The organism is Actinoplanes aureus (assembly GCF_015704865.1).
Lineage (GTDB): Bacteria > Actinomycetota > Actinomycetes > Mycobacteriales > Micromonosporaceae > Actinoplanes > Actinoplanes aureus.
Genome location: NZ_JADQTO010000023.1, coordinates 69,194 through 90,699 on the forward strand (window position 1 = coordinate 69,194; position 21,506 = coordinate 90,699).

25 protein-coding genes are annotated in these 21,506 nt (G+C 68.7%); 19 read left to right on the forward strand and 6 right to left on the reverse strand.

What is annotated here, in order from left to right; all coding sequences use genetic code 11:
• Positions 1-4: 4 nt before the first annotated feature.
• Positions 5-892: an alpha/beta fold hydrolase gene (locus I4J89_RS35910; protein WP_196418621.1), complete on the forward strand. Its 888-nt coding sequence runs from the start codon at positions 5-7 to the stop codon at positions 890-892.
• Positions 893-1,137: 245 nt separating this feature from the next.
• Here the strand turns inward: I4J89_RS35910 and I4J89_RS51055 are convergent, their stop codons facing one another.
• Complete coding sequence (locus I4J89_RS51055; protein WP_196418622.1) at positions 1,138-1,368, reverse strand: hypothetical protein; 231 nt, start codon at positions 1,366-1,368, stop codon at positions 1,138-1,140.
• Positions 1,369-1,428: 60 nt separating this feature from the next.
• Here I4J89_RS51055 and I4J89_RS35920 point away from each other — a divergent pair, with 60 nt between their 5' ends.
• A complete protein-coding gene (locus I4J89_RS35920) occupies positions 1,429-2,214 on the forward strand; it encodes an EI24 domain-containing protein (RefSeq protein ID WP_196418623.1) in 786 nt (261 codons plus the stop codon).
• 224 nt (positions 2,215-2,438) lie between these two features.
• On the opposite strand, the gene I4J89_RS35925 is transcribed toward I4J89_RS35920, so the two are convergent.
• The 4 genes from I4J89_RS35925 to I4J89_RS35940 form a co-directional block, all read right to left on the reverse strand.
• On the reverse strand, positions 2,439-2,867 hold the full coding sequence (locus I4J89_RS35925; protein ID WP_196418624.1) for a hypothetical protein: 429 nt from the start codon (positions 2,865-2,867) through the stop codon (positions 2,439-2,441).
• A gap of 238 nt (positions 2,868-3,105) precedes the next feature.
• The gene (locus I4J89_RS35930; protein WP_196418625.1) at positions 3,106-4,119 is read right to left on the reverse strand and encodes a LacI family DNA-binding transcriptional regulator; all 1,014 of its coding nucleotides are present in this window, start codon (positions 4,117-4,119) and stop codon (positions 3,106-3,108) included.
• Positions 4,120-4,135: 16 nt separating this feature from the next.
• A complete protein-coding gene (locus I4J89_RS35935; RefSeq protein WP_196418626.1) occupies positions 4,136-5,539 on the reverse strand; it encodes a GH1 family beta-glucosidase in 1,404 nt (467 codons plus the stop codon).
• Between the two features lie 90 nt (positions 5,540-5,629).
• Positions 5,630-6,391 carry a maleylpyruvate isomerase family mycothiol-dependent enzyme gene (locus I4J89_RS35940; protein WP_196418627.1) on the reverse strand — a complete coding sequence of 254 codons (762 nt, stop codon included), beginning with the start codon at positions 6,389-6,391 and terminating at the stop codon, positions 5,630-5,632.
• 68 nt (positions 6,392-6,459) lie between these two features.
• On the opposite strand from I4J89_RS35940, the gene I4J89_RS35945 reads away from it, so the two are divergent.
• On the forward strand, positions 6,460-7,524 hold the full coding sequence (locus I4J89_RS35945) for a UDP-N-acetylmuramate dehydrogenase (RefSeq protein ID WP_309238611.1): 1,065 nt from the start codon (positions 6,460-6,462) through the stop codon (positions 7,522-7,524).
• Here I4J89_RS35945 and I4J89_RS35950 read toward each other — a convergent pair.
• Complete coding sequence (locus I4J89_RS35950; RefSeq protein WP_196418628.1) at positions 7,521-8,135, reverse strand: CAP domain-containing protein; 615 nt, start codon at positions 8,133-8,135, stop codon at positions 7,521-7,523. The genes I4J89_RS35945 and I4J89_RS35950 overlap by 4 nt on opposite strands.
• Positions 8,136-8,539: 404 nt before the next feature.
• On the opposite strand from I4J89_RS35950, the gene I4J89_RS35955 reads away from it, so the two are divergent.
• The 16 genes from I4J89_RS35955 to I4J89_RS36030 all read left to right on the forward strand — a co-directional run bounded on the left by I4J89_RS35955 (position 8,540) and on the right by I4J89_RS36030 (position 21,434).
• Positions 8,540-9,238 (forward strand): response regulator transcription factor, encoded by a 699-nt coding sequence (locus I4J89_RS35955; protein WP_196418629.1) that lies wholly within the window; start codon positions 8,540-8,542, stop codon positions 9,236-9,238.
• 66 nt (positions 9,239-9,304) lie between these two features.
• Positions 9,305-11,659, forward strand: coding sequence for a chemotaxis protein CheA (locus I4J89_RS51705; RefSeq protein WP_196418630.1), 2,355 nt, complete (start codon positions 9,305-9,307; stop codon positions 11,657-11,659).
• Between the two features lies 1 nt (position 11,660).
• On the forward strand, positions 11,661-12,098 hold the full coding sequence (locus I4J89_RS35965) for a chemotaxis protein CheW (protein ID WP_196418631.1): 438 nt from the start codon (positions 11,661-11,663) through the stop codon (positions 12,096-12,098).
• Entirely contained in the window at positions 12,098-12,970 is an 873-nt protein-coding gene (locus I4J89_RS35970; protein WP_196418632.1) for a hypothetical protein, read from the forward strand. Before I4J89_RS35965 ends, I4J89_RS35970 begins: the two co-directional genes overlap by 1 nt.
• Before the next feature lie 11 nt (positions 12,971-12,981).
• Positions 12,982-14,136 carry a protein-glutamate methylesterase/protein-glutamine glutaminase gene (locus I4J89_RS35975; RefSeq protein WP_196418633.1) on the forward strand — a complete coding sequence of 385 codons (1,155 nt, stop codon included), beginning with the start codon at positions 12,982-12,984 and terminating at the stop codon, positions 14,134-14,136.
• Positions 14,133-14,978, forward strand: coding sequence for a CheR family methyltransferase (locus I4J89_RS35980; RefSeq protein ID WP_196418634.1), 846 nt, complete (start codon positions 14,133-14,135; stop codon positions 14,976-14,978). The genes I4J89_RS35975 and I4J89_RS35980 overlap by 4 nt, the downstream gene beginning before the upstream one ends.
• Positions 14,979-14,983: 5 nt before the next feature.
• Positions 14,984-15,370, forward strand: a complete 387-nt coding sequence (locus tag I4J89_RS35985; RefSeq protein WP_196418635.1) for a response regulator — start codon at positions 14,984-14,986, stop codon at positions 15,368-15,370.
• Positions 15,367-15,852: a chemotaxis protein CheX gene (locus I4J89_RS35990; RefSeq protein ID WP_196418636.1), complete on the forward strand. Its 486-nt coding sequence runs from the start codon at positions 15,367-15,369 to the stop codon at positions 15,850-15,852. The genes I4J89_RS35985 and I4J89_RS35990 overlap by 4 nt, the downstream gene beginning before the upstream one ends.
• Positions 15,849-16,211, forward strand: a complete 363-nt coding sequence (locus I4J89_RS35995; RefSeq protein WP_196418637.1) for a response regulator — start codon at positions 15,849-15,851, stop codon at positions 16,209-16,211. Before I4J89_RS35990 ends, I4J89_RS35995 begins: the two co-directional genes overlap by 4 nt.
• Positions 16,212-16,218: 7 nt before the next feature.
• Entirely contained in the window at positions 16,219-16,707 is a 489-nt protein-coding gene (locus tag I4J89_RS36000; RefSeq protein ID WP_196418638.1) for a hypothetical protein, read from the forward strand.
• Between the two features lie 185 nt (positions 16,708-16,892).
• Entirely contained in the window at positions 16,893-17,312 is a 420-nt protein-coding gene (locus I4J89_RS36005) for a flagellar hook assembly protein FlgD (RefSeq protein WP_196418639.1), read from the forward strand.
• Positions 17,313-17,386: 74 nt separating this feature from the next.
• Entirely contained in the window at positions 17,387-18,676 is a 1,290-nt protein-coding gene (locus I4J89_RS36010; RefSeq protein WP_196418640.1) for a flagellar hook protein FlgE, read from the forward strand.
• A 186-nt stretch (positions 18,677-18,862) separates the two neighbouring features.
• Positions 18,863-19,144: a flagellar FlbD family protein gene (locus I4J89_RS36015; protein ID WP_196418641.1), complete on the forward strand. Its 282-nt coding sequence runs from the start codon at positions 18,863-18,865 to the stop codon at positions 19,142-19,144.
• Positions 19,144-19,935, forward strand: coding sequence for a motility protein A (locus tag I4J89_RS36020; RefSeq protein ID WP_196418642.1), 792 nt, complete (start codon positions 19,144-19,146; stop codon positions 19,933-19,935). The genes I4J89_RS36015 and I4J89_RS36020 overlap by 1 nt, the downstream gene beginning before the upstream one ends.
• Before the next feature lie 4 nt (positions 19,936-19,939).
• Positions 19,940-20,959 carry a flagellar motor protein MotB gene (locus I4J89_RS36025; protein WP_196418643.1) on the forward strand — a complete coding sequence of 340 codons (1,020 nt, stop codon included), beginning with the start codon at positions 19,940-19,942 and terminating at the stop codon, positions 20,957-20,959.
• Between the two features lie 16 nt (positions 20,960-20,975).
• Positions 20,976-21,434, forward strand: a complete 459-nt coding sequence (locus I4J89_RS36030) for a flagellar basal body-associated FliL family protein (protein ID WP_196418644.1) — start codon at positions 20,976-20,978, stop codon at positions 21,432-21,434.
• The last annotated feature ends 72 nt before the right edge of the window (positions 21,435-21,506 follow it).

Here is a 21,506-nt window from a genome sequence, read left to right on the forward strand (position 1 = left end):
TCCGGTGAGAAACCGGTTCGGGCCGCCTCCGCCGGACGGCGGCCCGCGCCTGCAGCGCGTTGACCGGACCGGGCCGCGCACCGGTCGGCCCACGCTGCCGGGTCCACCCACCGAGCTGGTCACCCTTCCCTCCGGGGTACGCGTGGAGCAGCTCGCGACCGGCGCCGGCGAGCCGGTGACCGTCTTCGCGCACGGCCTCGCCGGCGACATCTCCGGCACTCGTCCGCTGGGCAGCGCGATCGCCGGTCGCCGGGTGTTCTTCCACTTCCGCGGTCATGGCCGCTCCGATGTGCCGCCCGGCCCGTGGTCCTTCGAGGACCTGACGAGCGAGCTGCGGGGCGTCGCCGATCTGGCGGGTGCGACGCGTGCGCTCGGCGTCAGCATGGGCGCCGCCGCGCTGTGCCGGTTGCTCGGTGAGACGCCGGACCGTTTCGAGCGCGTGGTTCTTTACCTTCCGGCGCCGCTGGACGGCAAGCGCTCGGCCGTCGCGGTGGAGCGCCTGGAACGATTGCTCGCGTCGGTCGAGTCCGGCGAGGCGGCGATGATCGCTGAGGCGGTCGAGTCGGAGCTGCCGGTGGCGGTCCGCAACACACCGGCTGGTTGGAGCTTCCTGCGGCAACGTGTGGAGCAGTTGCAGCGCGACGGGCTGGCGGCCGAGCTCGAGTCGCTGTGGGAGCGACCCGCGATGACGGACGAGTCGCGGCTCCGGGCGTACCGGGGGCGGGCTCTGGTGATCGGCTGCCTGGGGGACGAGGTGCATCCGGTCAGCTGGGCGGAGCGGCTGGCCGAGCTGCTGCCCGGTGCCGAGCTCGAGGTGTTCGACCGTCCTTCGGTGCTCTGGCACAACCGGCGCGAGCTGCGCGATCGGATCTCCGCCTTCCTCAACCAGTAACTCGGGTGGTATGTCCGCTAAGCCGTAACTTTTCGGGCAGCCGACCGGTGATTAGGCGTGGCTTTGTCCCCTAAATCCGTCTTTTTCGCTCTGGTGGTTGTCGGGTTGCCGTTCGCGATCGTGGCCGGCTGGTCCCTGGGCGCTCGCCCGACAGCCCGCCCGGCCTCGGCCGGCGCCCCGAACGGTTTCGGCGGCGACGGTGGCATCGGGGTCGCCCCGGCACCGAACGGCACGTCCTCCGACGGCTACTCGGCCCGGCCGCCCCGGTCCACGACGACTCCGTCCGCCACCCCGCCGGCGCTGACGCCGCCCGCGACGATCCCGGCCGGGACGGTGACCACCACGGTGACGGTCACGGCCGTACCGGCACCGGCCACCTCGTCGCCACCTCCGCTGCTGACGCTGCCCCCGGTGCCCACACCGACCCAGATCATCGACCCGCCCAGCCCGTCGGCGACGCCGCCGCCGAGCGCCACACCCGGTTCCTCGACCCCGCCGCCATCCGGTGTAGCGACCGGGTCCTAAGCTCCCGAAACGTGAACGCAGATCAGGGTCGGCCAGCGACGGGCGCGGCGAGACAGTTCGTCACCGGAGTCGGCCTGCTCTTCCGCGGTTTGGCACTGGTCCTGCGCAATCCCCGGCTGCTCGGGCTGGGCCTGCTGCCGGCGTTGCTCGCCGGCATCCTCTACACCGCCGCGCTGGTCACCCTGATCCGGTTCCTGCCGGACATCTCCGAGCAGGCCACCTGGTTCGCCGACGGCTGGACCGGCTGGCTGCGCGACACCGTGCGGGTCTTCGCCGGTGCCGGTGTGCTCGGCCTCTCCGTGCTGCTGGGCATCCTCACCTTCACCGCGGTCACGCTGCTGATCGGCGACCCGTTCTACGAGAAGATCTCCGAGCTGGTCGAGGACCGCTTCGGCGGCGTACCAGACGAGGTGGAGACCACCCTCTTGCGCTCGCTGCGGCGCAGCCTGGCCGACTCGCTCCGGCTGATCGGTTTCTCGATCCTGATCGCCATCCCGCTCTTCCTGCTCGGCTTCCTGCCCTTCATCGGCCAGACCGTAATCCCCGTCCTCGGCGGCGCGATCGGCGGCTGGCTGCTGGCCCTGGAGCTCACCGGCGTCCCGTTCCAGCGGCGCGGCCAGCGACTACGCCACCGCCGGGCGGTCCTCGCCGGACACAAGCCGCTCACGCTCGGCTTCGGCGTAGCCGTCTTCGCGACCTTCCTGATCCCCCTCGGCGCCATCTTCCTGATGCCCGCGGCCATAGCCGGCGCCACGCTGCTGGCGCGGCGCGCGCTGGGCAAGCCCATCGAAATCTGACGGTACGGGTCAGCCACCTCCCCGCCGATCAACGGCCGTCCCCGGCCCACCACGCGACCACCTGCAACACCGGGCCCCAGCGCGCCTGCCGGGCCCATGCAGGTGGCCATCGGCGGTCGAACCCGGCCGCGACCGCCGCCACCCACAACGCCGTCGGACACCTCGGATACGCCCCGGCGGGAAAGCACCGGCACCGAACGTTCGGCACCGGCGCTCCAGACGGATCAGGGCCAGAGGACGAGGGGACCGCAACCCTCGAGCAGCAGCTTGCCATCGTTGGGGGAGTCGTCCTCGATGCGGAAGATCCCGTTACCGAGGGTGTCCTGGTGCACCCAGCCCTTGATCTCGGTGCCGGCGATACGGCCGTACCACCAGTTGTTGCGGTAGGTGTTCGTGGTCATGCACCACAGGTAGAACTTGGTGCCCTTCGTGATCTTCCCGACGTGACCGCAAGCACCGTACGGGCCGTCCTTGACGTTGTAGTCCACCTGGGCCACGACGTAGCCCTGGCCGTTCACTTTTTCCCAGGTCGGCTTGCAGGCGACCGCGGCCTGCGCCGAACCTGTGGCACCCACGACCGCGGCGCCGGTCATGGCCACCGCCATCACCGCCGCCACGGCGCCCCGCCGGACGCGTTGCTTGATCGAGTTCATGGGCGCAGCATAGAGGTCGCTGTCGATTATGGACGTCCTCTTACGGCAGACCTCGTCACCGCCGGCCTCCCGGCCCACCGCCTGGACGCGGCGCTGCGCCGGCGCAGCCCGGAGTGTGCATGGGCCCGGCGGTCGCACTGCGGCCCGGTGTTGCAATTGGTCGCGGGCAGGGCGTTACCCGTGGATTGGGGTTGGTGAGCCGTCGGGCGTACCCAAAATGGAGGGTGACCGGAAATGCTCAGGCTGAGGCGCGGATGACCAGTTCGGTGGGCAGGACGACGGAGGGGGCCACCTCGGGGTCGCCGGCTATCAGGCGGAGCATCTGGCGGGCCATCGTGCGGCCGGCTTCGGCGATGGGCTGGCGGACCGTGGTGAGCGGTGGATCGCTGTAGCGGCTGATCTCGAAGTCGTCGAAGCCGATGACCGCGACGTCGTCGGGTACGCGGCGTCCGGCGTCTCGCAGGGCCTGTAGCGCGCCGTGTGCCATCAGGTCGGAGGCGGCGAAGACGGCGTCCAGGTCGGGGCCGCGTTCGAGCAGGTCGCGCATCGCGAGGATGCCGGATTCGCGGGTGAAGTCGCCCTGGGCGACCAGTTCCGGCAGGCCCGCGTCGCGCAGCGAGGCGTGGTAGCCGGTCAGGCGTTCGATGCCGGCGACCATGTCCTGCGGTCCGGCGATCGTCGCGATCTTGCGGCGCCCGTCGGCTACCAGGTGGCGGACCGCTGCGGCAACGCCGCCCGCGTGGTCGACGTCCACGTACGGGACCGGCGGGTCGGCGGTCATCGGCCGGCCGCTGCAGACGACCGGGATGCCGCGCCGGGCCAGGAGGCCGGGTAGCGGGTCGGCGCCGTGGATCGAGGCGAACATGACGCCGTCCACGTGGCCGGCGACCGCGTACCGCTCGACCCGGTGGTGGCCGGCCTCGGAGCCGGTCATCATCAGGACCAGCTGCTTGTCGGCGGCTTCCAGTTCGGCGCCGACGCCGCGGATGATCGCCGGGAAGAAGAGGTCGTCGGAGAAGACCCGGTTGGCGGTCTCCGGCAGGATCAGGGCGATCGAGTCGGTCCGCTGGGTGACCAGGCTCCGGGCCGCCTGGTTCGGTACGTAGCCGAGCTCCTCGACGGCCCGGTTGACGGCCTCCCGGATGGTGGCCGCGACCGTGGTGGACCCGTTGACGACGCGGGAGACGGTTGCCCGGGAAACCCCGGCGCGCCGGGCAACCGCTTCCAGAGTCGGCCGTTCCCGCGTCGTCACAAGCCGCTCCTAAGACTCACTCCAGGCCGTTACGCCGGATCACCTCGCGGTACCACTTCGCGCTGTCCTTGAGCACACGCTGCTGCGTCGTGTAGTCGACGTGCACGATACCGAAGCGCTTCGCGTACCCCTCGGCCCATTCGAAGTTGTCCATCAATGACCATGCGAAGTATCCCCGAAGGTCGACTCCGGCCGCGATGGCGTCGTGGCAGGCGCGCAGGTGGGCGTCGATGTACTCGATGCGCCGCAGGTCGTGCACCTCGCCGTTCTCGGACGGCACTTCCGGGTACGCCGCGCCGTTCTCGGTGATCAGCAGCGGGGTGCCCGGGTAGTCGCGGTGGATCCGGGTCAGCAGCCGGGTGAGCGAGGCCGGCTCGATCTGCCAGCCCATGTCGGTGACCGGGCCGACCGGCTTGCGGAACGCGATGCCGTCACTGCCCGGGTAGTCCGGCGCGCCGGGGTGGCCGGGCTTCGCCGAGACGTACGACGGGGTGTAGAAGTTGATGCCCAGCAGCTCGATCGGGGCGTTGATGATCGCCTCGTCGCCGTCCTTGATGTGCGACAGGTCGGTGAGCCGCGAGATGTGCTCCAGGACGTCCGCCGGGTACTGCCCGCGCAGCAGCGGGTCCAGGAAGATCCGGTTGGCCAGGCCGTCGATCAGCCGGGCGGCGTCGCGGTCGGCGGCGCTCTCCGGGTCGAGCGGGGAGACCTCGCACGGGTTCAGCGTGATGCTGAGGTTCTGGGCACCGGCCGAGCGCAGCGCCCGGGCCGCCAGGCCGTGGCCGAGCAGCAGGTGGTGGACGGCGGTGAGGGCGGAGGCCGGGTTCTGTACGCCGGGCGCGTGGATGCCGGAGGCGTAACCCAGGTACGCCGAGCACCACGGCTCGTTCAGCGTGGTCCAGGTGCCGACCCGGTCGCCGAGGCGGGCGTGGACGATCTGGGCGTACTCGGCGAACGCCTCGGCGGTCTCCCGGTTCGTCCAGCCGCCGCGGTCCTCCAGGGTCTGCGGCAGGTCCCAGTGGTAGAGGGTCACCACCGGGTCGATGCCCTTGCCGAGCAGCTCGTCGGTGAGCCGGTCGTAGAAGTCCAGGCCCCGGACGTTCACCGGACCGGTGCCGTCGGGCTGGATCCGCGGCCAGGCGACGGAGAACCGGTACGAGGCCAGGCCCAGGTCGGCCATGATCGCGACGTCTTCCGGGTACCGGTGGTAGTGGTCGCACGCGATGTCACCGGTGTGCCCGGCGTGGACCTTCCCCGGCGTACGGCTGAAGGTGTCCCAGATGGACGGGCCGCGACCGTCCTCCCGCGCCGCGCCCTCGATCTGGTACGACGCGGTTGCCGCGCCCCAGACGAATCCGTCGGGGAAAGAGATCCCCACGGGGGCCGGCTGCGCCGACGTGGACGTGACGGTTGCCGTCATTATTCACCGCTTCCTGCTCTTGATCAGGTGAACTTAACCGGTTCATCTTAGTCGCTTGCAGCGGTGAAACAACGTCACCCGTCGTAAAGATCAACCGGTCCGCAGCGCCTGGACAAGGCGGGGGTCTCCGGTGAGCGCGAGTTGGTCGGGGCGTTTGCGGCCCATCAGGGCCAGTTGGAGGTCGCTCGCGGTGCCGGTGGTCTTGGCCCGAGCGTGATGATCGTCGCTGTCCAGGATCGTGCCGGTGTCGAGCAGCGCGATGCCGGGGCCACGCAACCGGACGAACCACTCGTGCGCGGCGTCCGTGGCGACCAGGTGGACCACGCCGTGCAGATCGCTTGGGCCCTTCCGGCGGCCGGCCGGCAACCAGGTGTCCAGCACCTCGCTCACGCCGTCGGCGGCGAGCTTGGTCTCGATCGGGGTGGCCCGCCCGGCGGCGGACTCGGCGTCCCAGCGGTGCACCGAGACCTCATGTGCCATCCGGCGGTGCCAGAATCCGGCCCGCTTGGGCTGCGGCGCCCAGTTCCAGGCCGGGAAGTCGGGGTCGAGAGCCTCCAGGGTCTCGATCGTGCCGGTCAGCTCCCGGCGCAGTTGATCGAGCGTCTCCGGCCACTCGGGGTAGATCTCCGGCTCCTGCCGTGCCGGTGGCCGGTCGGTCACGCCGCGGGCCACCGTGGCACGCACCCAGCGCAACACCTCGGTCGTGTGATGCGCGAGGTCGGCCGTGGTCCATCCCGGGCAGGCGGCGACCTGCGCGTCCGGACCGGTCTCGGCGACGGCATCCCACAGTGCCGGCCCGTCCGCGCGCAGCGCCGCCAGCCAGAAGTCCTTCGTCGCGTGCAACCTGTTCATCGCAGTTGTCTCCCGCTCGGCCGGACCGCCGATGAAGCCTTTCCCATAGTGAGCTTAGGGTGAACGTCGTGCCCGACGCATTCGCCGATCATCTGACTGACACACCTCCGGCTCCGGAAAACTCCTTGGCGGCGTACACGACGCTACGCCTCGGCGGCCCGGCCGGCACAGTGACCACGGCGGTACATGCGGACGAAGCGGTAGCTACCGTGCGTAATGCCTCCGCGAAGGGTCTTCCGGTGCTGATTCTCGCCGGTGGGAGCAACGTGGTGGTCGGTGACGCCGGTTTCGCCGGCGAGGTCCTGTTGCTGCGGAACCGGGGGATCGAGGTGGTGGCCGAGGACGCGGCGACCGTCCTGGTCCGGGTCGCCGCCGGCGAGCCGTGGGACGCCTTCGTTCAGTACGCGGTGACGAACGGCTGGTCCGGCGTCGAGTGCCTGTCCGGCATCCCGGGGTCGGCCGGGGCCACCCCGATCCAGAACGTGGGTGCGTACGGCCAGGAGGTCGCGCACACCATCGAGGCGGTCCGGGCGTACGACCGGGTCGCCGACGAGACCCGCACCATGACGCCGGCGGAGTGCGGCTTCGGCTACCGCTCCAGCGTGTTCAAGCACAGCGACCGCTACCTGGTCCTGTCGGTCGACTTCCGCCTCGACCGGTCCACCGACTCCGCCCCGATCCGGTACGCCGAACTGGCCCGTGACCTGGGTGCCGCGGCCGGCGACCGGGTGCCCTCGCAGCAGGCCCGGGACACCGTGCTCAAGCTGCGCGCGGGCAAGGGCATGGTGCTCGACCCGGAGGACCGGGACACCTGGTCGGTCGGGTCGTTCTTCACCAACCCGGTGGTCTCCGCCGAGTTCTTCGCGACGTTGACCGGCGTGCCGCACTGGCCGGCCGCGGACGGCGCGGTGAAGATCCCGGCCGCCTGGCTGATCGAGCAGGCCGGCTTCCCGAAGGGCTTCGCCGGGGCGGGCGTGGCCATCTCCAGCAAGCACACACTGGCCCTCACCAACCGCGGCACCGGCACCACCGGCGCCCTGCTGGACCTGGCGCGCACCATCCGCGACGGGGTGCGCGACCGGTTCGGCATCGAGCTGCACCCGGAGCCGGTGCTGATCAACTGCGCGTTCTAGCTCCAGCCGAAGACCTGGGTGTAGTAAGGCGTACCGTCGGCGGCCCAGGCCACGCCGGTGCCGATCGACTTCGCGCCGCAGTTGAGGATGTTGGCCCGGTGGCCGGGGCTGTCCATCCAGGCGTCGACCACCTCGCTCGCGGTGCGGTATCCCCAGGCGATGTTCTCGCCGGCGGGCTGCCGGTAACCGGCTTCCAGGGTCCGCGTCACGAAGGTGGAGCCGTTGCGCCACACGTGGCTGAACAGGCGGGTCTTGGCCATGTATCCGCTCTGCCGCAGGGAGGCGAGCACCAGGTCGCCGTCCACCGCGAGCGCCGGGCAACCGGCTTCCCGCCGTTTCTGGTTGGTGAGGCGGACCACCTGACGCATCAGCATGCGGGACCGGAGCCGGGCCGTCGGTGAGGTGGTGGGGGCCGGCGTCTCGACCCCGGTGGGGATCCGGGGGCCGGCGTTCGGGGGCGGCGCGACCGGGGCCAATTGGACGACCGGTGGTGCTGCCTGGAACGGCCGGGGCGGGACGATCGGGCCGTGGGCCAGCGCCGGTGCGGACAGGACGAGCAGGCTCGGCGTGGCCGCGAGCATGGCGACACGTCGTACCACCAGGTCGAACACGGATGCCTCCCGGATCGGAGAACGGGCGCGGATCGCCCGTCTCGGCTATCGCACCCCGTTGTTCGCGGCGTGTCACATCTTTCGCGGAAAGGGCGAAAAGCCGTACTCGAAATGTCAGGCTGAAGGGATGGCCGGGCCTGCGTGGTTTCGGCCCGCTTGCCGACCGGCTTGACCGGATCCTGGTGGACCGCCTCTTGCACAGCTCGCCGGACGCTAAACTGTCACTGTCCGTAAATAGGCTGTGACATCACGCTATGGTGTTTTTGCGCCTTTGAATTTCCTCCGTCCGTGGTCGCGCGGACGGTGTCAAGCAAGACGCCGAGTCCCGGAACACGTTCGTGTGACCGGAGGTCGGCCGTGCCCGGACGGGCGCGAGCGCGGGTTGGGGGCAAGGTGAGCAAACGATGAGTCGCCTACTCGTGGTCGAGGACGACCCGGACATCGCACTCGCACTCCGGTTGCTGTTCAGCCGGGCCGGCTACGAGGTGGCGCACGCCGCCGACGGGCGATCCGGGCTGAAGGAGGCGTACGCCGAGCACCCCGATCTGGTGGTGCTGGACGTCGGCCTGCCGGAGATGGACGGGTGGCAGGTGCTCGAGCGGCTGCGGGACGTCTCAGACGTACCGGTGCTGGTGCTCACCGCGCACGGCCAGGAGGCCGAGAAGGTGCGCGGCCTGCGCGGCGGTGCCGACGACTACCTCACCAAGCCGTTTGCCAACAACGAACTGCTGGCCCGGGTGGAGGCCCTGTTGCGCCGCTCCTCCACCGGGCAGAACAGCTGGGCGAGCCAGGTCTACGACGACGGCCTCGTCCATCTCGACCCGACCAAGCGCCGGGTCTACGTCAAGGGCGAGGAGAAGCGGCTCACTCCGACCGAGTTCCGCCTCCTCAACGCGCTGGTCCGGCATGCCGGTGCGGTTCTCAGCCCGAACCAGTTGCTGACACAGGCCTGGGACGACCCCACCGGCATCGGTCAGGAACGGGTCAAGTTCGCGGTGCTGCGGCTGCGCCGCAAGCTCGGATGGTCGGATCCCGATGAATCACCCATCGAGTCCGTACGCGGGTTCGGATACCGCTACCGCCGACCGGGCGGAGATGCCTGAGTCTTCCTCAATTTGCGCCCTCGCGAGTCGATGAGGGCTGTGAAGCCGAGCAGGAGGTAGTAAGTCGTGGAAGACCTTGGCGAGATCGTCGGCGAATTCCTGATGGAGAGCCACGAGAACCTGGACCAGATCGACCGGGACCTCGTGAGCCTTGAGCAGGAACCGGACTCGCGTGACCTGATCTCCCGTATCTTCCGGGCGATCCACACCATCAAAGGCACCAGTGGGTTCCTGGCCTTCTCCCGTCTGGAGAAGCTCGCGCACGCCGGTGAATCCCTGTTGTCCCGGCTTCGTGACGGTGTTCAGCCGGTCACCCCGGAGACCATCACGGTCCTGCTGCTCTGCATCGACGGCGTCCGTTCGCTGCTCTCCTCCATCGAGGAGAAGGGCACCGAGGACGAGGTCGACGTCGACAGCATGATCGTCAAGATCCAGGCCCAGATGAACGTGCCCTCGGAGGCCGCTCCCGCCGCGGCTCCGGCCGCTCCGGCTGCTCCGGCCGCCGAGGCCGAGACTCCGGTGAGCGTCGAGGAGGCGCCGGCCGCCACCCGTCCGGCCCCCGAGCCGGTCGCCGATCAGCGCCAGCCGCTCGGCCAGATCCTGGTCGACGCCGGCGCGGCCCAGCCCTCCGACGTGAGCTCGGCGCTCCAACAGCAGCTCGAGGGCGACGAGCGCAAGCTCGGCACCATCCTGCTGGAGGAGGGCAAGGCACAGCCGGCCGCGGTCAACGAGGCACTCCAGTCCCAGGCGCCGAAGCGCAGCATCGCGGACAGCGCGATCCGCGTCGACGTGGACCTGCTGGACACCCTGATGAATATGGTCGGTGAGCTGGTCCTGGCCCGGAACCAGCTGGTCCGCGGCGTGATGGAGATCGGCGACACGACCCTGGTCCGCAGCGCACAGCGGCTCGGCATGATCACCAGTGAGCTGCAAGAGGGCATCATGAAGACCCGGATGCAGCCCATCGAGCACATCTGGTCCAAGCTGCCCCGAGTCATCCGGGACCTGAGCAACTCGCTCGGCAAGCAGGTCCAGCTGGTGATGGAGGGCAAGGAGACCGAGCTCGACCGGAGCCTGCTGGAGGCGGTCAAGGATCCGCTGACCCACCTGGTGCGCAACGCGGTCGACCACGGCATCGAGGACCCGGAGCGGCGGCTCGCCGCGGGCAAGGGTCCGGAGGGCACGCTCACGCTTCGCGCGTACCACGAGGGCGGCCACGTCGCGGTCGAGGTCGCGGACGACGGCGCCGGCCTGAACGTCGAGCGGATCGCGCAGAAGGCGGTCGAAAACGGGCTGCTCCGTCCGGAGCAGATCCCGAACATGGACAAGCGCGACATCATGGCGATGGTCTTCCAGCCCGGTTTCTCCACCGCGGCGAAGGTCACCAACGTCTCCGGCCGCGGCGTCGGCATGGACGTGGTGAAGACCAACATCGAGAACATCGGTGGCGCGGTGAGCGTCGACTCGACGCCGGGCGAGGGTACGGTCTGGCGCCTCACCATCCCGCTGACCCTGGCGATCATCCAGGCGCTCACCGTGGACTGCGGCGACCAGCGGTACGTCGTACCCCAGGTCGCGGTGCTCGAGCTGGTCTTCGTGGACGGCAACACCACCAAGGTCGAGTACGCCTCCGGCGCGCCGGTCTACCGGCTGCGCGGCAAGCTGCTCCCGCTGGTCCGCCTGGACCGGGCCCTCGGCCTGGAGGTCGGCGGCGACCAGGGCGTCTACATCATGGTGCTGCAGGCCGACGGCCGGCGGTTCGGCCTGGTCGTGGACCGGGTGCTGAACACCGAAGAGGTCGTGGTCAAGGCGCTGAACACCCGGTTCAAGGACATCGGCCTGTATGCCGGCGCGACCATCCTGGGCGACGGCAAGGTGGGTCTGATCCTGGACGTCTCCTCGCTGGCCCGCCGCTCGCACCTGGCCGTCGACTCGGAGCGCGAGAACGTCGCGGAGAAGCGCGGTCCGGCCGGCGGCGGCACCGAGCGCCTGCTGGTCACGGCGGTCGGCGAGCGCCGGGTGGCGATTCCGCTGGACACCGTCACGCGGCTCGAGGAGTTCCCGCGGGACCGGATCGAGCACGCCGGCTCCCGCGAGGTGGTCCAGTACCGCGGCCAGATCCTTCCGCTGGTCCGGCTGTCGCACCTGCTCGGGGCGTACGGCGAGGAGCTGGAGGGCGACACCGTCTCGGTGGTGGTCTACAGCGAGGGCGGAAAGAGCGTGGCACTCGTGGTGGACCGGATCGTCGACATCGCCGAGAACTCCACCACGGCCCGCCGGGACGCGGAGGAGGACGGCCTGGTCGGCACCGCGGTGATCCAGCAGCGGGTGACCGAGCTGCTCGACGTACGCCGGGCGATCCTCGCCGCCGACCCGAACTTCTACAGCGACGCGGCCGACGACATGCTGGTGGAGGCCTGACATGGCGAGTCGTCAGTTCGCCACCTTCGAGGTGGACGGACAGCTCTTCGGGGTCGAGGTGCACACCGTGCAGGAGGTGCTCTCGTACAACGAGTACACCCCGGTGCCGCTCGCGCCGCCGGCGGTCGGTGGCCTCTTCAACCTGCGCGGCCAGGTGATCGCCGCGGTCGACCTCCGGGTGCAGCTCGGGCTCGCCCGGCAGGCGCTCCAGGGCCCGGTCATGAACGTCATCCTGCGCGGTGACGGTGAACCGGTGAGCCTGCTGGTGGACAAGATCGGTGAGGTCGTCGACCTCGATGACGAGACGTTCGAGCCGCCGCCGGACACGCTGAGCGGGCCCACCCGGGAACTCGTGGTGGGCACGTTCAAGCTGGACGGGCGCTTGATGCTGGCGCTCGACGTCAATCAGGCCGTCGACACTTACCGCGCCACGACCTGATGTACAGCCTGGTCAGCGCCCCCGTACTGGGCTTCGACTTGACCCGCCTGGAAGGCGGGCCGGCCGCGGCCGAGGTGTTGCTGCGCGCGTTGCGCCTGCAGAGCGGGGACCTGCCGATACTCGCGGAGCGGCTCCCGGACGAGGGTGCCCGGGGCCTGCTCTGGGTGGAGGTGGAGAGCGCCGCCCGGCGGATGCCGTCGCTCAAGGGCATGTCGAAGGACGACCCGGCCGGCAACCTCGCCCTGGTGGAGCGGGCGCCGATCGGCTCGGTCGACTCGCTGCTCACCTGCCTGCGCTACGACGTGATGTCGTGGACCTGGCAGGGCGCCGGGCGGGCCGCCCGGCAGAGTGAGGAGGCGGCAGCCGCGACCGCGCTGCTCTGCGACGCCGCGGTCGCCAGCTACCTGCGTGAGGTGCTGGACGAGGAGACCCGCCGCCGGCTCGGCGCCGGCTGGGTGGCGGCGGTGCGCAAGCTGCCGGTCGGCGCGCCGATCGACATGGGTCCGCACCACTACACCGTCTCCGCACTGCTCGACCGACTGCGCACCCTGCGACCGGAGGACCGCCAGCGAGTGGTCTCGTCCGCCGACGACGCCCGCCGCAACACCGCGGGATGGTCGCCGGCCGTGCACTCGGCGTCCTGGGCGGCGTACCTCTCGGACCGGATTCGCACCGCGGCGGCCGCGCAGATGCTGCTGGTACAGGCGGTGGACACGGCCGGGATTCCGCTGGCCGACCGGGCCGGTGGGGTCTGGAACATGCTCAGTGGCGCCGTTCAGGCGCTGGTGGTTCGCGACCTGCTGGACACCGCTACGGCTCACCGGCTGCTCGCACCGGTGGTCGCGGCGCTCGGCCCGGCCTGGCTCGGTTGAAGGGAGGGTGAATGATCTCGGTTCTCGTCGTCGATGACTCCGTGGTGGTCCGTCGGCTGATCGTCGATGCTCTCGGGGAGGCTCCGGGCATCCAGGTCGTCGGCACGGCCGCGAACGGACTGCTCGCGCAGGCGAAGATCGATCAGCTCAAGCCCGACGTCGTCACCATGGACATCGAGATGCCGCAGATGGACGGCATCGAGGCGGTCCGTGAGCTGCGCAAGCGGCACGCGACGCTGCCGGTGATCATGTTCAGCACACTCTCCGCGGCCGGGGCGAACGCCACCCTGGAGGCGCTCTCCGCCGGGGCCACCGACTACGTGACCAAGCCCAGCAACGTGGGCTCGGTGCAGCAGTCCATCGCGGCGGTGCGGGAGCAACTCGTACCGAAGATCCAGGCGCTGGGCGGGCGGCGCAAGCCGGCCGGTCCGCCGGCTCGCTCGGCACCCCTGTCCGCGCGCCCCGGCGCGGCACCTCTGCGACCCGGTCTTCCGCCCTCCGCACCGGGCCGCCCGCCGGCCGCCGGCCCCGCGCCGGTCCGGCCCGCGGGCCGCCGCGTCGCCGGCGGAAAGATCGACATTTTGGCGATCGGTTCCTCCACGGGCGGGCCGGACGCGCTGACCAAGGTGCTGCTCGGGCTTCCGGCCGATCTGCCGGTTCCGATCGTGATCACGCAGCACATGCCGCCGGTCTTCACCAAGATGTTCGCCGAGCGGCTGGACCGCAGCACGCCGCTGCGCGTGGTGGAGGCGGGCGAGGGGATGGAACTCGCGCCCGGCAACGTCTACATCGCCCCGGGCGACCGCCATCTGGTCTTCCAGCGCCGGGGAACAGCGACGGTGACCCAGCTCAGCAGTGCACCACAGGAAAACTCGTGCCGGCCGGCGGTGGACGTGATGTTCCGCTCGGTAGCGGCACTGTACGGCGGATCCGCCTTCGCGGCCGTGCTCACTGGTATGGGACAAGACGGACGGAGTGGTGCGAAAGTGCTACGAGACTCGGGCGCCGAGGTGCTGGCACAGGACGAGGCGACCTCGGTGGTCTGGGGTATGCCCGGCGCCGTGGTCGGCGCGGGCCTGGCCGACGAGGTGCTGCCATTGGACCGCATCGCGGGGGCACTGCTCAACCGCGTACGGGTGGGCCGCGCGCCGGCGGTGGCCCGATGACCCTCTCCCAAGCGGAATTCGCGTTCGTCTCCAACCTGGTACGCCGGGAAGCGTCGATCGTGCTCGCGCCGGGCAAGGAATACCTGGTCGAGGCCCGGTTGATCCCGGTCGCCCGTGCGGTCGGGGCGGCCAACGTCAACGACTTCATCGGCGACCTGCAGAAGCGTCCCAACCCACAGTTCCAGCGCAAGATCATTGACGCGCTGACCACGAACGAGACGTCTTTCTTCCGGGACCGGGAGCCGTTCGCCGCGCTGACCGACGTCGTGCTGCCGGAACTGATCAAGTCCCGGGCGACGCAGCGCAAACTGCGGTTCTGGTCGGCGGCGAGCTCCAGCGGCCAGGAGGCGTACAGCCTGGCCATCACGCTTCAGGAGGCGTTGCCGGCCGGATGGTCGTACGAGATCGTCGGCACCGACATCTCCACCGCCATGGTGGAACGTGCGCAGAAGGCCGAGTACAGCCAGGTCGAGGTCAACCGCGGTCTGGCCGCCACCCAGCTGGTGCAGTACTTCGAACGGGCCGGTGCTCACTGGCGGGTCATCCCGGCGCTGCGCAAGAGCGTCGAGTTCAAGCACATGAGCCTGACCGCGCCGTTCCCGCCGATGCAGCCGTTCGACGTGATCTTCCTACGCAACGTGCTGATCTATTTCGACGTCGCCACGAAGCGCCAGGTGCTCCAGAACGCAGCACGGATCCTGCGCCCGGACGGCTGGCTCTTCCTCGGTGCCGCGGAGACCACGATCGGGATCGACGACAACTACGAGCGGGTGGCCGCCGGCCGCACCTCTGCCTACCGGACTCGCAATGCGGTGCCCGCCGGTGCCGCGAGAAGGGGATGACGCCGATGCGCGCCATGGTGATCGACGATTCGCGCGCAATGCGCATGATCCTCAAGCGCATCGTCACGAAGCTCAACTTCGAGGCGGTGGAGGCGGGGGACGGCAAGGAGGCTCTGGATCTCCTGGCTGACATGACCGAGGTGCCGGAACTGGCCCTCATCGACTGGAACATGCCCAACATGAACGGGCTCGAGTTCGTCACCAAGGTCCGGGCCGATCCGCGGCTGCGGGAGATGACGCTGGTGATGGTCACTACCGAGAGCGAACAGAGCCAGATCGTCCGGGCGCTCGCAGCGGGCGCCCATGAATACGTGATCAAGCCTTTCACCGAAGGCGCGATGATCGAAAAGCTGGCCCTGCTGGGCCTCGTCCCGACCGGAGCGAACTCATGAGTGTCGAAGTCGAGGTCAACGAGAGTGACCTCGCCGAGATGGTGGAACAGGTCTGGGAGTCGTACCTGGATCCCGAGGGCATCAGCCCGCTGATCCCCACGTACGACGAGAACCAGCCTTCGGAGGTGCATTCCTCGGTCTCCATAACCGGGTCCTGGAGCGGACACGTCGTCTACGCCTGCTCCAGAGCCGCCGCCCAGCGCGCCGCGGCCGCCTTCCTGGCGATGGAGATGGACGAGGTGAGCGAGGACGACATTTCCGACACGCTCGGCGAACTGGCGAACATCGTCGGCGGCAACGTCAAGGCGATGTTGCCGGCAGGGGCGCATCTGTCGCTCCCGCAGGTGGTGCTGGTCTCGGAATCCTCAGCCCGATACCCGAACGCCAAGCGCATCAGCGGCGTGTACGGGATGTGGGAGGGCGAACCGGTGTCCGTTTCGATGTGGCAGAGCAGCGCCGACAACAAGGAGGAGGGTGCATGAAGATCCTCATCGCCGACGACAGCCGGGTGATGCGGCAGATCGTCGTACGGACCCTGCGTCAGGCCGGATTCGGCGACCACGATCTGGTGGAGGCCGCGGACGGACAGGAAGCGTTCGACAAGGCAACGGCGGAGAAGCCGGACCTGGTGATCTCGGACTGGAACATGCCGCACATGACCGGCATCGAGGTGCTGCGTCAGTTGCGTGCCGCCGGCAACAACGTGAAGTTCGGCTTCGTGACCTCGGAGTGCACTCCGGAGATGATGACGGCCGCGGAAGGCGCCGGGGCGGAGTTCTTCATCGTCAAACCCTTCACAGCTGAGCGATTCGATGAGGTTTTCGCTCCTATCTTGGGATGATTAGGACATGTCAGACGTCTCGGTTCTTCCCGGCTCACTAGCCGTTCGTAACCTGTTCGAGGACCTGCTCGGTCGTGAGGTGGTCGTCAGCCCCGGCGACCCGCTCAGCGCGCCGGAGGTCGCCACCGCGACGGTCGCCATCTTCACCGACGCCGGCCAGAAGATCTACGCGGTCATGGGCATGCAGCTCAGCCTCGCGGCGAACGCGGGTGCCGCTCTGGGTCTGCTGCCGGCCGGCGCCGCCGAGGACAGCATCGACGAGAAGCAGCTCTTCCCCAACCTGGCGGAGAACGTCGGCGAGCTATGCAACGTGTTCACCAGCCTGCTCAACAAGGAGGGCGCACCGCACCTCAAGCTCCACCAGGTGATCTACCCGGGCATGGATCTGCCCGCCGACGCGCGCGCGGTCCTGCTCGCCCTCGGCCGGCGCCTGGACCTGATGGTCGAGGTCAGCCGGTACGGAAAGGGCAAGCTCAGCCTGTCGCTCGCACCCTGAGCGCCCTGACCCGAGGCGAAAATTGAAGAACTCATCTTGCGGGCCCGCCGATCCGGCGGGCCCGCAAATTTGTGCCTAAGCAATCCGGAGCCCGGGCCGAAACTTAGGTTGAGCTTGCTACGGACAGGGCTCGTTACGGACAGGGCTCGCTACGGACAGGGCTCGCTACGGAACAGGAGAAGTCGATGACCTCACCGATTTCCGGACCCACCGGCGCCAACCCGGCCGCCGCCTCCACCGAGGCGGCCAAGAGCAAGTCGCTCGGTGACAAGGACACGTTCATGAAGCTTCTCGTCGCCCAGCTGAAGTACCAGGACCCCACCAAACCAGCCGACTCGACCGCGTTCCTGGCGCAGACCGCCCAGTTCACGCAGGTCGAGAAGCTGGAAGACATGATCAACATGCTCCAGTCGCAGCGCATGATCGGCGCCAGTTCGCTGGTCGGCAAGACGGTCACGTACATGGACGACACCGGTGCTCAGCAGACCGGCGTGATCACTGCGGCAAAGCTCAATGGAGACAGCGAACCGACGCTCAAGGTCGGGAACACGGATGTGCAGCTGTCAAAGGTCACGGAAATCACCACCGGTTCCGCGACCGCCTGATCCCATCCGACCGCCCTACCCGCCATGCAAAAGCGGAGTAGGGCATCCCACCCCAAAGCTAAGGACATTTCTCTATGCTGCGATCCCTTTACTCCGGCATCAGTGGTCTCAACGCTCACCAGCGGATGATCGACGTCACGGGCAACAACATCGCGAACGTCAACACCACCGGCTACAAGTCGTCACAGGTCCAGTTCAACGACACGCTGAGCCAGATGATGGGTGCCGCGGGCTCCCCGCAGGAAGGTCAGGCCGGTACCAACCCGGCCCAGGTGGGCCTCGGTGTCCGGGTCGCCGGCGTAACGGCCAACTTCAGCCAGGGCTCGGCGCAGACCACCGGCAAGTCCGGCGACATGATGATCCAGGGTGACGGGTTCTTCATCACCCGCAGCGGCAACGAGAACCTCTACACCCGGGCGGGCTCGTTCTTCTTCGACGCGAACGGCGTGCTGACCAACAGCACCGGCGAGCCGGTACAGGGTTGGACGGCGGATGATGGTGTGGTCAACTCGGCCGCCAAGCCCGGCGACATCCGAATGCCGCTGGGCTCCACCATTCCGCCGGAGGCGACCACGAAGGTCACTCTCAAGGGCAACCTGAGCAGTGACGACGTTCCGGACATGAACAACCCGAGCAACAGCGGCACCTCGTACGTCACCACGATCCCGGTCAAGGTGTATGACGCGCAGGGCGGTACGAAGACAGTCACGGCGCAGTTGACCCGAGTCGCGAACACTCCCACACCTGTCCCGCCTGCTGTGGCCTCGTCGACCTGGGAGGTCGATCTGCTGGACGAGAGCGGCGCAAGCGTGCTCCCGCCGCCGGTCCCTCCGGCAACCCTGCCGAGGATCCTCTTCGAGGGCGGCAAGCCGGTTGTCGCGCCCGGTGGCGCCGCGCTGACGTCGCAGCTCATCGGCGATTACACCTTCGACCTCGGGGACATTTCGTCGTACGCGGGCAATACCGATGCCCGGGTGTTCGACACCGACGGCCAGGCGGCCGGCGCGCTGACGTCGCTCTCCTACACGGTGTCCGACAGCGGTGAGATCATCGGCGTCTACAGCAACGGCCTCAAGCAAACGCTGGGCCAGGTTGCCATGGCGACCTTCAAGAACGTCGCCGGCCTGGAAAAGGTCGGCAACTCGATGTTCCGGACCACCGTCAACTCCGGCTACGCCCAGGTCGGCGAACCCGGCAGCCCCGGCATGGGCCAGGTCATCTCCGGCGCGCTGGAGATGTCGAACGTCGACCTCGCACAGGAGTTCACCAACCTGGTCGTCGCCCAGCGCGGCTTCCAGGCGAACTCCCGCATCATCACCACCTCTGACGAGATCCTCCAGGAGCTCGTCAGCATGAAGCGGTAATCCGGTTCCTCGGCCGAACGAGGCCGGGACAGGCATTTGTGCCTGTCCCGGCCTTTTTCGTAGGCGGTGACCATCGCACCCGGATAGCCACCGGCGCGATCTCATCAGCAACCGGCTATCGACCGATGAACTAGGTGACGGGCCACGGAGGGCCCCACCAGCCAAGACGCCCCAAGGACGGAAGTCGTGATTCTCGTAACCCGCATCAACGGTGCCGTGTTCGCACTGAACCCGGATCTCGTCGAGCGTGTCGACTGCACGCCCGACACGGTCGTAACCCTGGTGGACGGCACCAAGTACATCATCGCCGAGTCCGTGCCCGAATTCATCGACTCGGTGCGCCACTACCGCGCCTCGCTGATCGCCCAGGCCAGCCGCATGGAGCCTGAGCCGGCCATGACCACCTCGTCCTCTTCCCGTGAAGATCTCGATGCCAAGGTGCTCCCGCTGCACCGGAAGGAACGCTGATGGACCTCGCAACCATCATCGGTGTAGTCGCCGGTCTGGCGATCGTATTCACCGTTCAGCTCGTTGAGGGCGGCAACCCCGCCTCCATCATGCTGTGGCCGTCGATGCTGCTGGTCTTCGGTGGAGGCTTCGCCGCCGCCATGGCGGGTGGCGTCATGAAGGACACGAAGGCCTTCGGCACCCAGCTCAAGAAGGGCTTCACCCACAAGGTCACCCCGCCCACCGAGCTGCTCGACAGCGTCGTGAAGCTGGCCGAGCGGGCTCGCCGCGAGGGCCTGCTGGCCTTGGAGGACGCGGTCAAGACCGTCGAGCACCCCTTCCTCAAGCGGGGTCTGCAGCTGGCCATCGACGGCACCGACCCGGACGAGCTGCACGACATCCTGCACGCCGAGGTCGCCGCCAAGAAGAAGTCCGACAAGGCCGGCGTGAAGTTCTTCGAGTCCTGGGGTGGCTACGCCCCGACCATCGGCATCATCGGCACGGTCATGGGTCTGGTGCTCGTGATGGAGAACCTGGACAAGCCCGAGACGCTCGGCCACTCGATCGCCGCGGCGTTCTGCGCGACCCTCTGGGGCGTGCTCAGCGCGAACATGATCCTCCTTCCGATGGGTGCTCGCCTGGCTCGGCTGAGCGCGATCGAGGCGGAGGAGATGGAGCTGGTCATCGACGGTGTCCTGGCCATCCAGGCCGGCTCGAACCCGCGTCTGGTCGCGCAGAAGCTGCGTAGCCTGCTCCCGCCGGACGAGATGAAGAAGGCCGAAATGGCATCGACGACGAAGAAGGCGGCCTGATCCGATGAGTTCCGGCGGCGGGGGCGCCAAGCGTAAGCAGAAGCACGAGGAACACGAGGAGCACGTCAACCACGAGCGCTGGCTCGTGTCGTACGCGGACATGATGACCCTGCTGTTCGTTCTCTTCGTAGTGCTCTTCGCGATGAGCAGTGTGGACCAGAAGAAGTTCGCCCAGCTGGCAGCCGGCCTCTCGGCCGGGTTCGGTGCCGACAGCGTCGCCTTCACGGGACAGTCGGCCCCGCTCGACGGCGCGGCCAACACCGCACAGGTGGTGCAGATCGACCCGGGCGCCAACCCGGGTGACGGCACCTCCGGCACCGAGGGTCTGAACATCACCCAGAAGGCGGCGGTCGACCGCGCGGTCCTGGCCGAGGACCGCAAGCGGGCGTCGGCCAACGCCGAGAAGGCGGCCAAGGAGGCCGAGGACCTCAAGGCCATCGAGCGGAAGATCGCCGACGCACTGGCGGCGCAGAAGCTGCTCAGCAGCGCCAAGTTCACGATCGACCAGCGCGGCCTGGTGGTCACCATCGTGACCAACGAGGTGGTGTTCGCGGGCAACCGCGCGGAGCTCCGGGACGGCGGCAAGAAGATCCTGGGCGCGATCGCTCCGACCCTGGACGGTCTGCCCAACAGCATCGAGGTCGACGGGCACACCAACCAGTTGAACGCGAAGACCACGTACTACCCGAGCGGCTGGGAGCTGTCCGCGGCGCGGGCCTCGACCACGGTCCGGTTCTTCACCGAGCACGGCATCCCGAAGAAGCGGCTGAGCGCGGTCGGTTTCTCCGACACCAAGCCGTTGATCGACCCGAAGGATCCGCGTTCGATCACCCAGAACCGCCGCGTGGACGTCGTCGTCCTGACGCAGCTCACAGCGGAGCAGGCAGCGCTGCTGCCGGCCGCATCCGGCGCGGACGGCAAGTTGCACACCGGCCAGACGACGGCCGCCGCCAAGGCGCAAGCCGCGGCGGAGGCGGCCACGACGGCCGCCACCACCAAGACCACGACCACGACGCACGACTGAACTGAGGGGAGTTCCGATGGCGGACGAGAAGGACACGGCGGCTGAGGCGCCGAAGAAGTCGAAGAAGATGCTGATGATCATCGTCGCCGTGGCGGTCGTCCTGCTGGGCGGTGGTGGTGCCGGAGCGTTCTTCATGCTGAAGGGCGACTCGGCCGAGGCGGTCGAGGAACCGGTGAAGGGCGACGTGGTCGCGATCGAGAACACGCTGACGGTGAACCTGGCCGACGGTCACTACCTGAAGTTCGGTTTCGCCCTGCAGATGACCGAGGCGGCCGGTCACGAGGAGGTCGACGTCAACCAGGCCCTGAACCTCGCGATCGAGACCTACACCGGCCGGGACGTCGCGGAGTTCGCCACCGAGGAAGGCCGCAACACGCTCAAGGCCGAGCTCCTCGAGAAGGTCGAGAAGGCGTACGAGAAGGAGGAGCAGCAGATGGTCATGGACATCTACTACACCTCTTTCGTGACCCAGTAACCGACACATCGCCGAGCGGGCAGGTCCTCCACCGGGGGACCTGCCCATCGGACGAAAAACTGGACTAAAACG